This window comes from Weissella halotolerans DSM 20190, from assembly GCF_000420365.1.
Lineage (GTDB): Bacteria > Bacillota > Bacilli > Lactobacillales > Lactobacillaceae > Weissella > Weissella halotolerans.
On the sequence record NZ_ATUU01000002.1, the window covers coordinates 293,545 to 306,337 of the forward strand.

The following is a 12,793-nucleotide window of genomic DNA, read 5'->3' on the forward strand; positions in this document are numbered from 1 at the left end:
CTTATTCATCAATTATTTATGCACCCTCAACCGGACTCACGCTAGCTCTTTCAATTAACTTAAATGGAATTACCTGAGACTGAACCTGACCACCACCACGAATGATTCCTAATAATAAACGCATACTATCAACCCCCATTTTATAGAAATCTTGCTTAATCACCGTCAGTGCAGGTTGAACCATCTCACTCAAATCCGTACCATCAATACTCAAAATAGATAGGTCGGTTGGCACTGAAAGGCCTAACTTAACAGCCCCATTTAATAGACCGACTGCAGTATAATCACTGGCACCAATCACAGCGCTAACTGGTTCTTGGTGTACAAAATAATGTGCCGCATCTTTACCGGCTTGCCAAGAATAATCACCTGCAAAGACCCGCCTGTCAACGTACGTCAAGCCCGCATCAAGCAAGGCTTGTCGGTATCCACGGGTTCGTTCCTGACCGATGTAACTTTCGATATCTACCCCGGCCAACCCAATCCGCCGATGACCTTGATCCAATAAATAACGGGTAGCTTGATAGCCAATGGCCCAATCATCTGAAGCAACCGACAAAATATCCTGGTTTGCATAATTGATTGAGGCAAAAACCAGTGGAATTTGGGCCTGCTTTATCCGTGCAAGCTCTCTTTCTGCAAATGGTACAGACACAATGATAACGCCCTGGACAGGCCGCATTAATATCAAATTTGTGGCCTCAATCTGACTGTCCATATCATTTCCAGCATAAATAAGCAGCAAATTATAGTCCAGTTTAGTCAAGCTCGCCTTAATACCGTCAATTAAGCGGGCTGTAAAATTCGTACTGTTTTCCGTAATCACCAACATAATCGTTTTACTTTGCCGTGTCACCAGTTCACTAGCTGCTTGATTTTTTTGATAATGCAAATGTTCAGCAGCGGCCCTGATTTTAGCCTCAGTGGCCTTAGAATAACGATTATCCAAATGATTCAACACCCGGGAAACGGTTGAAACTGAAAAACCAGTGTAAGTTGCAATATCTTTAATCGTCGTCATTTTTAAGTAAGCGCTTTCTTTTTTCGTTTCGCAATGCTATAGTAAGGGGGCAAACGTTTGCCTAAACAAAATCTATCAAAGGAAATTTTATCATGGATCAAACAGTTAATGATACAAAAAGCAAGGCTCACGGCCTACCAAAGTTGCACATTTCCACTATTTTCGCCATGACCTTTGGCTTTTTTGGAGTCAACATGGCCTTCTCCCTTCAATCTTCCCAAATGGGACGCATCTTTCAAACCATTGGTGCCGATCCGACTAAACTTGGTCTTTTTTTCATTTTACCACCACTAGCTGGGATGCTAATTCAACCCTTAGTTGGTAAATATTCTGATCGCACTTGGAATCGTTTTGGCCGTCGGATGCCTTATCTATTAGTTGGCGCCCCCATTGCAGCATTGGTAATGATTTTACTGCCTAATGCTGGGTCCTTTGGATTGAAACCCTTACAAGCCTTGGCCTTTGGCGCTGCCGCCATTGGCTTACTTGATCTATCTTCCAATGTCTGCATGCAACCCTTTAAAATGATTATTGGAGATATGGTTAATGAGGACCAAAAAGATCTAGCCTGGTCCTGGCAGCAATCCTTTTCAAACTTAGGCGGTGTGGTTGCGACCTTAATTCCCGCTTTGCTGACCATGTTTGGCGTCCCTAACACTGCCCCTTCTGGTGAAGTACCTCTTTCTGTGAAATTAGCCTTTTATTTAGGGGCAGTAGTCTTATTAGTAACGGCCTACTACACCGTTGTATCCGTCCACGAGTACGATCCACACACCTATGCCAATTACCACGGCATTGACAACCAGATGACCGCCAAGCAACCCTCCTTGTGGCAACTTGTTAAAACAGCCCCTCGTCAATTTTGGCAGGTGTCCTTTGTTCAACTCTTTACTTGGTTTGCCTTCCAATATCTGTGGACTTATGGCACGGGCGCGATTGCTAAAAACGTCTGGCATGTCACTAATCCAGCCTCCGCAGGTTATCAAGCAGCCGGTAACTGGTTTGGGGTCTTAACTTGTGTAGAATCACTAGCCGCCGTGATTTGGGGGATGGCAGTCCTGTCAAAGACTAAACCCCAGTCGCGAAAATTTTGGTACAAGCTGAGTTTAGTTATCGGTGGCATTGGCTTCCTCTTGGTTGGCTATACTGGATCGAAGTGGCTTTTAATCCCTGCCTTTGCCTTGATTGGGATTTGCTATCTAACCATGCAAACACAAGCGCTCTCCCTCTTCACTGAAGCACTCAATGGTGAAAATGAAGGGGCTTACCTGGGCCTCTTTAATTGCAGTATCTGTCTACCACAAATTATTGCTTCCCTTCTAAGCTTTATTCTTTTCCCCCTCATTGGTCAATCAATGCCTGGTATGTTAATCATCGCGGGTATCATCCTCTTTGCGGGAGTCTTTGCAGTTAATATCATTCAAACAAAATACCATAAGTAATAAAGGAGTTTCACTATGTCTAAACAATGGTTTAAAGATGCGGTCGTCTATCAAATTTATCCACAAAGCTTCCAAGATAGTAACCAAGACGGCATTGGTGACCTAAAGGGAATCCAACAACGTCTTACTTACTTGGAAAAGTTAGGAGTTGATGTCGTTTGGCTAAATCCTATCTATACTTCACCCAATCAAGACAATGGCTATGACATCGCTGATTACCGTACTATTCAAACCCGTTATGGTTCAATGCAAGACTTTGACGACCTGCTGGCTGACATGCACAATCACCAGCTAAAACTAATGATGGATTTGGTGGTCAACCACACCTCAGATCAACACCATTGGTTCCAGGAAAGCAAACAGTCACGTAATAACCCCTATGCTGACTACTATATTTGGCGTGATCCGGTTGATGGTCATGAACCCAATAATTGGGGATCTTTCTTTGGTGGCTCAGCTTGGACTTATGTGCCGGCACGGGGGCAATACTACCTACACCTTTTCGCCTCTGGTCAGCCCGACCTAAACTGGGAAAATCCAAAAGTACGCCAAGAAGTATACGACCTCATGCGCTTTTGGCTAGATAAGGGTGTTAACGGCTTCAGGATGGATGTTATTAACCTAATTTCTAAGCCGGCTGGCTTACCAGATGCGCCTAAGGCTCCTGGGGCTACCTATGCTAATATTGAACAATTTGTTGGTAACGGCCCTAAGGTCAATGCCTACCTGCAAGAAATGAATCGTGAGGTTTTGTCTCATTATGACATCATGACCGTGGGTGAATGCGTCGCTGTTACACCTGAAGTGGCTGTTCATTATGCTAACTTAGAGGGAACTGAGCTTAACATGGTCTTCCAATTTGAACACGTTGGCTTATCAGCCAACCCCAATCCCGCAATCGGTAAATGGAATGATGAACCGATCAAACTCACTGACCTCAAAGCTGTCTTAGACCGGTGGCAAACTAAATTAGACGGTAAGGCTTGGAACAGCTTATATTGGAATAATCATGATCAACCACGAGCTGTTTCTCGTTTTGGTAATGACAACCCCGCCTTTCGCGAACGATCAGCTAAAATGTTAGCCACCGTCCTCCACATGATGCAAGGGACCCCTTACATCTTTGAAGGCGAAGAAATTGGCATGACCAATGTTCACTTTAAGCAGCTAGCCGAATATGAGGACCTTGAGTCAATCAATGCCTATCATGAATTAGTTGAGGATGAAGGACTAGTCGAACCTGAGACCATGCTATCCTATTTAGCAGACCGTTCACGTGATAACGCCAGAACCCCTATGCAATGGACGAACCAGGCCTACGCTGGCTTTTCAACGGTGCAGCCTTGGTTTAATCTCAACCCTAATTATGCAACGATTAATGTGGACCAAGCTTTAGCTCAGGCCGATTCAGTCTTTTACTATTACCAGCAACTCATTCAGCTACGTCATCAGGAAGCCCTAATTCGTTATGGTAACTTTACTGACCTATTACCTGACGATCAAGCTATTTATGCGTATCAACGGCAATATGGAAACGAAAGCTTACTAGTCTACGCTAACTTTACTGACCATTCTGTGGCGCTTGCAAGTCAGTTGATAAAAGCCAGTGCGGACCATACCTACCTAATTGGAAATACTGACTCATACACTCATGCTGAGTTAGCACCCTACGAAGTCCGCGTCTACAAAAAATAACCTTTCTTTATTAAAAAAGGACAGCCCTCCTATGAGAGCTGTCCTTTTACTTTTCATCCTTAACCTTGGGCGCGTTTTAAACGCGAGGCTGGATCTAGACGACGTTCAATCCAGCCCAGTCCCCAATCAGCTAACACCGACATTAAAGCAGCCGGCACGGCACCAGCCAAAATAATAGCACCACCATTCGTCGCATTCGTGCCACGGATAATAATGTCACCTAACCCACCAGCACCCACAAAGGCTCCGATTGCAACGATACCAATCGCCATCACCAAGGCGTTTCGTAAGCCAGCCATAATCACCGAAACCGACAATGGGAGTTCGACCATATAAAGTCGTTGCCATGCTGTCATCCCCATACCAGTACCCGCATCAAGCACATCTTTGTTGACCTGGGTAATCCCTACGTAGGTATTACTGATAACTGGCAACAATGAGTATAAGAATGTGGTCACCAAAATAACTTTGACGCCCAATCCCATTCCCAACATCAAAATTGAAACCATCGCTAAGGTTGGTACAGTTTGAATCATATTCGCTAAGCCAATGACCCAATTAGCCAGGTGTTGATGTTTAGCAATATAAATTCCAAGCGGAATGGCCAAGAGAGCAGCAAATAATACACCATAAAAAGAAATTAAAAAATGACGCACAAATTGACCAAACACATAGCCACCATTGGCTTGAAAATAGTAAATAAACTGTTCAACGATATTCATATTTTGCATCGCCTATTGTTCCCCCTGGTCCTCAAAATAGTTGTGCTCTTCCAAGAATTCTTTGGCCACTACCGATGGCTCCTTAAGGTTATTATCGACCTCATAGTTAAGCTTTTGCATTTGATGAGTACTAATCGTACCGCGTAATCGTTCAATAGCTTGCTCTAATCCAGGAGTCATTTTTAAAGTTGCATTATTGACCACCGGTGCGGCATCATAAGCTGGAAAGAAGTGGCGATCATCTTTAAGCATCACTAAATCGTAAGACCCAATCCGACCATCAGTCGTATAACCAAGCACAACATCCATTTTTTTAGCTGCCACGGCACTATAGACCAAACCAATCTGCATAGGGTGAATATCCTTAAAACGGTAGCCATAAGCTTGTTTGAAACCTTCATAACCGTCACCTTTTCGGGTAACCCAGGCCGTATCAACACCTAAACTCAACTTATCAGCTAGATGTTGCATATCCGAAATCGTCTTTAAATGATACTTTTTAGCCGTATCCTTACGAACTAAAAAGACATATTTATTTGCAAAACCATATCGTGGTAACCACGTCTGATGATACCGTCTAGCAAACTCTTTTTTAACAGTTTGATAAGCTCGGTCCGGATTTTGTTCAGCTGGCAATCCTAAGGTCGTGGTTAAATCTTCGCCAGTATAGCGAACTGCAGACACCTGAGTATCACCGTTTAGCATTGCTTGATGGTTAATGGTTACGGTCGCCAAATTATTCGTAACATGTACTGGCTGATGCGTATAATGTTCAATCATATCAGCTACCATACTGCCCATAGTCTGGGTTTCGGAGGTAATACCACCAGCAACATTAAGTGGTTGATTTGCTACTTTAGGGGGCATAATCGTAAAGTAACCCAAAACTAATACCACTAAGATGACCAGCCCAGCTAAAAACTGTTTTATCCGTTTACTCATGCTGCGCCATCCTTTCCTCGCTGACCCTCCTCCAGTTTAAAGGCCACTGGCGTTAACTTTGCTTGTAGCTTTGTTAATAGAAAATCAACCCCTAAGGCCAAGAGCGTAACCGGAATAGTACCAGCAAAAATCAACTTTGGTTGAAAATTATAAAGGCCACTAAAAATCATGTCTCCTAAACCACCCGCACCAATGTATGATGCAAGCGTTGTCCAAGAAATCACATAGACCGCTGATAAATGAATACCGGACATGATGGTGGGCATGGCTAAGGGTAACTCAACCAAACGAATAGACTGCCAGTTACTCATACCCATGCCAGTTGCAACATCACGTAGCCGGCTATCGACCGCATGTAACCCTAGATAGGTGTTGCGCAAGATAGGTAACAAAGAATAAATAAAGAGGGCCACAATCGCCGGCAGACGCCCAATTCCAAAAATAGGAATCATCAAAGCTAAGAGCGCTAAAGACGGAATAGTCTGCAGTGCACTCACAAAGCTAATCACAATTTTAGATGTTCTTTCCATTCGTGTCAGTAAAATTCCCAATGGTAGCGCAACAATGATTCCTAATAGTAAGGCCACTAGGGAAATATAAATATGTTGTCCAGTTTTGACTACGATTTCTGGTCCATATTCTGCAAAAAAAGCCTGCATACTAGACCTCCTCTTCACTAGTGCTATCACTAGTGTGGGACTCTAGGGCTTCCGCAATGGTATCTTCTTCACCCCAAATGACGTCATATATACTGTCAACTAGTGAAGAACGCGTTACCATGCCGACCACCCTTCGATGATCATCAACCACGGGAATATATTTCAAGCCCCGCTTTAGAATCATTTGGAGTGTATTGCGCAGCAAACTCGTCTGCCGAACAAAAACAATCTTAGAATCCATGATGTCACTGACACTAGCAACCTGACCATGATAGCTATTTAACGTTTCAATATCTAACATTCCCATCAAAACGCCATCATTATTGGTCACAATCAGGGTATCAACCCCCTTTTGCTTCATTAATGTAATCGCATCTGTCAAAGACCGGTCGCTATGAATGGTAATGTCTGCCGGCGCCATCATTTCCTTAACCGTTGTATTATCTGGCCGGGCCTGCAAAAGACGGTCTTCACCCAGCAAATTCTCAACGAATTCGTTGGCTGGTTGGCGCAAAATATTATCAGGCGTATCAAATTGAATCACCTTACCGAAGCTCATAATCACAATTCTATTGGCTAGCTTTAACGCCTCGTCCATGTCATGGGTAACGAAAATAATCGTTTTCCCTAATTCTTCTTGCAAATGCTTTACCAAATCCTGTAAAGCATCACGGGTAATAGGGTCCAAAGCGCCAAAGGGTTCGTCCATTAGAATAATATCCTGATCGGCTGCTAAGGCCCGTACCACTCCAATACGTTGTTGTTGTCCCCCAGATAGTTCAAAGGGATACCGATCCAACATCTCACGAGGCAATTCAACTAAATCAATCATTTTTTCCGCAGTTTGCCGCTGGGTCACCTCATCAACCTTCAATAAACGTTGGACAAGGTTGATATTCTCGCGAATGGTCATGTGTGGCATCAGGCCGATATTTTGAATAACATAACCTATATGCCGTCGTAAATCGACCGGATTCATCTTGGCTACATCCTGCCCCTTCACTAGAACCTTTCCCTTGCTTGGTGACGTCATTCGATTAATCATCCGCATCGTGGTCGTCTTACCACTACCACTAGTTCCAATAAAGCAAATAAATTCACCCTTTTTAAAAGACAAATTGACGTCGCTAACTGCTACCTTGGATTCCTTATACATCTTTGATACATGTTGGAATTCAATAAAATCATCCATTGTTATATTCTTCCCCATTTGTAATTACATTATTCATTACGGTTGTTTAATCTACTATTAGATTAACACTGGTCACTAGTATGAACGTTTCACCCAGTAAATTCAAATGCTATCATCTAGGTTTTCCCCGGAAAAAACTATACTTTTGTTATATTTTCTCCCCTGACCACTAGCCAAGTTAATCGTTTTACGTTAGAATGTAAGCGTTTACTAAAGACGGAGCTATTATCTGATTAATAAATTGGCAATGTGAAGGTTTGCACGACGTTAAACGTTTTATATTAAATTATCATTTCAACTAGCCTTTATTCAGGTAAACCAGCCCCAAGTCTACCGTAATTTTGCTATACTTTTTTTGTAGTCATTTCATTTTATCTAGGAGTATTGTGAGGTACATACTTAATGCTTTATATCATTGTTAACTTCTTAAGTATCTTTGTCTTCATTGGCATTGCATACTTATTCTCAAATAACCGTAAGCAAGTCGACTGGAAATCAGTTGGCATTGTAGTTGCCCTAGAGTTAGTGCTCGGTTGGTTCTTCATGAGCTTTTCTTGGGGTCAAAGTATTGTTAAAGGGGCCGCAGATGGCTTTAATTGGTTAATCAGTGTGGCTAATACTGGAATTGCCTTCGCCCTACCAGATTGGCTACATCCTGCTACTGGGTACCCAAACTTCGTCACGAGCGCCCTCTTACCAATGTTGCTTGTTGTCCCAATGTTTGACATCTTAAACTACATTGGTTTCTTGCCTTGGGTGGTCCGGTGGATTGGACGTGGTCTATCGTTCATTACAGGTCAACCAAAATTTGAAGCCTTCTTCTCAGTAGAAATGATGTTCTTAGGCAATACCGAAGTGCTGGCTGTATCAAAACCCCAATTTAATGCCATGAGCGCTCAACGTAACTATACTTTGGCTCTGATGTCAATGAGCTGTATTACTGCCTCAATCATCGGCGCCTATACCACCATGGTACCCGGTGAATACGTCATGGCTGCAGTGCCACTGAATATTTTAGGCGCGATTGTTATTTCGACCATTATGAACCCCGTGCATATCGCTGCGGATGAGGATGTTGTGGTTTCTGTGCATAAGGAAGGGGAGAAGCGGGAACCCTTCTTCTCATTCCTGGGTGATTCCATTCTGGGTGCTGGTAAACTGATTCTGATTATTACCGCTACGGTTATTGCCTTTGTGGCCTTAGCTGCCCTAGTAGACCATCTCTTCAGTTTAACTGGTCTCAAGTGGTTATCTTTGGAAAACATCTTTGGTGTTATCCTCTTCCCATTTGCTTGGTTACTAGGCTTTGATCCAAGTCAAGCCTTCCAACTTGCTCAATATATGGGAACAAAATTAGTAACGAATGAATTTGTTGTGATGGGTGAAATTAGTAAAAACATCATGGCTGGTAAGGCCCTCTTTGCTAATCCCCATGCTTCAGCTGTCTTAACTGTCTTCTTAACGAGTTTCGCCAACTTCAGTACCGTGGGCATGATTCTAGGTGCCTTTAAGGGCATTGTTTCACGTGAAAAGAACGACTATATTGCCGCGCATGTGCCTCAGATGTTAGTTGCTGGAATTCTAGTTTCACTTCTTTCAGCTGCCTGTGCTGGATTATTTGTTTGGTAAAAAATAACTGCCATTTTGGCTAGGAGATATGATCATGGCTAAACCAATTATTCTTGATATGGACCCTGGGATTGACGATGCGGCAGCCATTGCTGTGGCCGTTAACCATCCCGACTTGGATGTTAAATTAATTACGACCGTTGCTGGTAATGTAAGTGTAGAAAAGACAACATTAAACGCACTTAAGTTGCTAACCTTCTTCGATAAGGCCATTCCGGTTGCTCAAGGTGCAAAGGCACCCTTGAAGCGTCCCTTTGAAGATGCCGCCTATATTCATGGCGAGTCTGGTATGCCTGGCTATGACTTTGACCAACCCAATCGACAAGCAATGTCGACTAATGCCGTTGAAGCCATCCACCATGTACTTCAACAAGCCGATGAGCCAATAACGATTATTGGAACGGGCGCTTATACCAATTTAGCCCAACTTTTAACAAAACATCCCGAAGATAAACCCCAGATTAAAGGATTTATTCTAATGGGTGGCTCAATCTCAGCAGGAAATGTGAGTTCAGTTGCCGAGTTCAACGTATTCACGGACCCCGATGCAGCCAAAATTGTCTTTGATAGTGGCCTACCAATTACGATGATTGGTTTAGACGTAACTTTAAAGGCCTTAATTACCCCAGAAACAACACAAGCCCTCCTTGAACTGGGTCGTCCTGGCAAAATGTTACATGGTCTCATTACAGCCTATGGAGATGTTCATACTGGTGGTAAGCCAATGCATGATGTTAATACCATCCTCTATGCTGTCAATCCTAACTTAATTAAAACCACGCCAGCTGCCATCGATGTCGTAACAGACGGTCCTGCTATCGGCGCCACCGTCTCTGATTTCCAACATCGTTGGCATCCTACTGATTTTTATAACGCTAACGTAGGTATCGACATTGACGCCGCTAATTTTAATACCTGGTTCTTAGAACAGGTTAGCCTTATGCCACACTAACTAGAGTTAGTTATTTAGAAAGTGAGTTTGTTCGAATGGCTAAGAAAAAAATGATTCTTGATTTAGATACCGGTGTTGATGATGCCTTAGCATTGGCTTATGCACTGGCTACTCCCGATGCGGACTTAATTGGGGTAATTGCCTCTTATGGTAATACTTTGGTTGATACCGCTGCTCAAAACACACTGAATCTTTTGGAACTGTTAGGCGCAACAGATGTCCCCGTTTATACTGGTTATGCTCATGCTGCTGGTAGTGGACCTTTTGAAACCATGCAAATTTCAATGGATATTCATGGAACTAACGGGGTTGGCAATGTTGAATTAGCAACTGCTCAACGTACCGTTGAGAGCACTGATGGCGAAGATGCCGCCGACTTTTTAATTGATGCTGCCTACACTTACCGGGACAATCTTATTGTTGTTCCAACGGGCCCATTGACTAATTTAGCTGCGGCCATGAAAAAAGATCCAGCAATTGGTGACCTGATCGGTAATATTACTTTGATGGGTGGTGCCCTTACCGTTCCCGGTAACGTTACGCCTTATACTGAGGCCAACATCAATCAAGACCCTGCCGCAGCTGATTATGTCTTCAAGCATGGTCGTCATGTCGTCATGGTTGGTTTAGATGTTACTTTGCAAACCCTTCTTACTAAAGAAGAAACAAAAGCTTGGCGTAAATTAAATACTGCTAAAGGGACTGCCTTTGCTGATATTTTTGATTACTACATTGATGCCTACTATAATTTAGATATCAATAAAAACGGGGCCGCGCTGCATGACCCACTTGCCGTTGGCGTAGCAGTAGACCCTAATTTGGTAACTTTACTACCAATTAACCTTATGGTTTCAACTGAAGATGGTCGGACCATTGGTGATCCAGCTCGGGCGTTAGAACCCATTAAGACCAATTTTGCAGCTGTCGAAGTAGATACCCCCTTCTATGTAGAACGCTTTATGAATTACATGGTTAACATTCTAAAATAGTCGGTGCTAATAATTAATAAAAAACGTCTTAACCAAATTTGGTTAAGACGTTTTTTATTAAGCCCCATGTCCAAGCAATCGCTTAGCTAATTGATAAATTTTATACTTCACCGGCTGAATTGGCAAATCGAAAGTTCCCACCTTGTGTTCAACGTAACCATTAAACTTGGTTTTAAAATTCATAACGCCATCAGACCCATCAAACTTGCCATCGATTCCTAAGAAATTGTACCGCTTAATACCTTTATCATGGGTCAACTCTAACATGTAGTCTTGAATTTGATGCGGACCATAAAACTCACCATACTCTTCATAAGATCCAGAAAAGAGGTAATCAACTTCTTGTGGCATAATCATAAACTGAGCGCCAGCTAATACTAAGACATCTTGGTGCAAATTTGCTTGGATAGCCGTAATTTGCTTGATTTTCTTCTGGTGATTCTGAACTTGCTTTTCTAAATCACTTAATTGCCGGTTAATCCGTCCTTGGTTACCACCAGCCGCTTTTTTCTCATTCAGCTTGCTAATGTCGGATTCAGCCTTAGCTAATTTACTTTCTAGATTTTGTAGATAAACCTTAATATCTAATTCAGCAATCACAAACTTAACCCGATCTTGGAATAGGTCATAGGTTTTCTCGTAATAATCCAAATCTTTACTATGGATATGTAACCGTGCGCTAGTATCATCAATAATTTGCTTTAGAATTGGTAACTCGTCGCGTTGCAATTCACGAACGCGCACACCCATCTTTTGCTTTTTAATTGCCTGACGTACCATCTTGTGATAGGACTTCCGAATAGACGCCATATCCTGGTCAGCTAAATCTTTGACATATTGCCAGCGCACCGCCGCTGTATCAGTCATGCCGTTAACAAAGGGTTCATGTTGGTAACCTAAGTTCTCCATCTGACTAATAAATTCATTATTCGCTGCATCAAGTGGTTCCCCATTATCCGTAAACCGTTGATAAACGACATTCGGTGAGACACTAATAAAAAGATAATGTTCTTGCTTTGCATAAGCTCGTAGCGCTTTAAAATAAGCTGTTATTAATTGATGGTCTGCCCAATCCTTAACCACCGGTCCATACTCTAAATTTAACTTTCCACCCATTTTGACATGCTCATGTCGCATAATACCGCCAATTAAAATTTGGTTTTGGTCATCTACTAAACCATAGAGTAGAGGCCGCTTCCCACGTGCCGCCAATAATTTAAATTGTTGACTAGACTGCGTAAAGCTAGCATCAGGCGCCTGATCTACAAATTGATTCCACTCGTCCAATCGCTCTGATAAATCTACAAATTGCATCTTCTCTATCTCCTGCTTAATTTAAGCCTTAAATTTAGCTACCCGTTAAATTATGATAATACTCTATTGTTATCTTACCCTGATTAGAGCCAACTATGCTCACTTTAGCCGGCCTTTTACCAAAAATTAAATGACGTTCTATCACCAAACTTTAGAACTCAACTGAACCAGTTTACATAGCTCACCTTAAACTATCATAAGCCTAAGTGTGAACTTCCAACACAGATCTACACTTT

The 12,793-nt window shown here is 42.6% G+C and carries 11 protein-coding genes; 5 read left to right on the forward strand and 6 right to left on the reverse strand.

Annotated elements, in window-relative coordinates:
* Positions 1-16: 16 nt before the first annotated feature.
* Entirely contained in the window at positions 17-1,021 is a 1,005-nt protein-coding gene (locus G414_RS0104100) for a LacI family DNA-binding transcriptional regulator (protein WP_022791591.1), read from the reverse strand.
* 92 nt (positions 1,022-1,113) lie between these two features.
* Here G414_RS0104100 and G414_RS0104105 point away from each other — a divergent pair, with 92 nt between their 5' ends.
* A complete protein-coding gene (locus tag G414_RS0104105; protein ID WP_022791592.1) occupies positions 1,114-2,463 on the forward strand; it encodes an SLC45 family MFS transporter in 1,350 nt (449 codons plus the stop codon).
* Between the two features lie 15 nt (positions 2,464-2,478).
* Positions 2,479-4,158, forward strand: coding sequence for an alpha-glucosidase (locus G414_RS0104110; protein ID WP_022791593.1), 1,680 nt, complete (start codon positions 2,479-2,481; stop codon positions 4,156-4,158).
* Between the two features lie 59 nt (positions 4,159-4,217).
* Here G414_RS0104110 and G414_RS0104115 read toward each other — a convergent pair whose 3' ends face one another.
* Genes G414_RS0104115 through G414_RS0104130 form a run of 4 tightly spaced genes read right to left on the reverse strand, consistent with a single transcriptional unit; the run spans position 4,218 to position 7,673 of the window.
* A complete protein-coding gene (locus G414_RS0104115; RefSeq protein WP_022791594.1) occupies positions 4,218-4,889 on the reverse strand; it encodes an ABC transporter permease in 672 nt (223 codons plus the stop codon).
* A gap of 3 nt (positions 4,890-4,892) precedes the next feature.
* Positions 4,893-5,822: an osmoprotectant ABC transporter substrate-binding protein gene (locus tag G414_RS0104120; RefSeq protein WP_022791595.1), complete on the reverse strand. Its 930-nt coding sequence runs from the start codon at positions 5,820-5,822 to the stop codon at positions 4,893-4,895.
* Positions 5,819-6,481 carry an ABC transporter permease gene (locus tag G414_RS0104125; protein WP_022791596.1) on the reverse strand — a complete coding sequence of 221 codons (663 nt, stop codon included), beginning with the start codon at positions 6,479-6,481 and terminating at the stop codon, positions 5,819-5,821. The genes G414_RS0104120 and G414_RS0104125 overlap by 4 nt, the downstream gene beginning before the upstream one ends.
* A 1-nt stretch (position 6,482) precedes the next feature.
* A complete protein-coding gene (locus tag G414_RS0104130; protein WP_022791597.1) occupies positions 6,483-7,673 on the reverse strand; it encodes a betaine/proline/choline family ABC transporter ATP-binding protein in 1,191 nt (396 codons plus the stop codon).
* Between the two features lie 402 nt (positions 7,674-8,075).
* Here G414_RS0104130 and G414_RS0104135 point away from each other — a divergent pair, with 402 nt between their 5' ends.
* Genes G414_RS0104135 through G414_RS0104145 form a run of 3 tightly spaced genes read left to right on the forward strand, consistent with a single transcriptional unit; the run spans position 8,076 to position 11,243 of the window.
* A complete protein-coding gene (locus G414_RS0104135) occupies positions 8,076-9,302 on the forward strand; it encodes a NupC/NupG family nucleoside CNT transporter (protein ID WP_022791598.1) in 1,227 nt (408 codons plus the stop codon).
* Between the two features lie 34 nt (positions 9,303-9,336).
* On the forward strand, positions 9,337-10,254 hold the full coding sequence (gene rihC / locus G414_RS0104140; RefSeq protein ID WP_022791599.1) for a ribonucleoside hydrolase RihC: 918 nt from the start codon (positions 9,337-9,339) through the stop codon (positions 10,252-10,254).
* A 35-nt stretch (positions 10,255-10,289) separates the two neighbouring features.
* Entirely contained in the window at positions 10,290-11,243 is a 954-nt protein-coding gene (locus tag G414_RS0104145) for a nucleoside hydrolase (protein ID WP_022791600.1), read from the forward strand.
* 57 nt (positions 11,244-11,300) lie between these two features.
* Here the strand turns inward: G414_RS0104145 and G414_RS0104150 are convergent, their stop codons facing one another.
* Entirely contained in the window at positions 11,301-12,557 is a 1,257-nt protein-coding gene (locus tag G414_RS0104150; RefSeq protein WP_022791601.1) for a peptidoglycan bridge formation glycyltransferase FemA/FemB family protein, read from the reverse strand.
* Between the last annotated feature and the right edge of the window lie 236 nt (positions 12,558-12,793).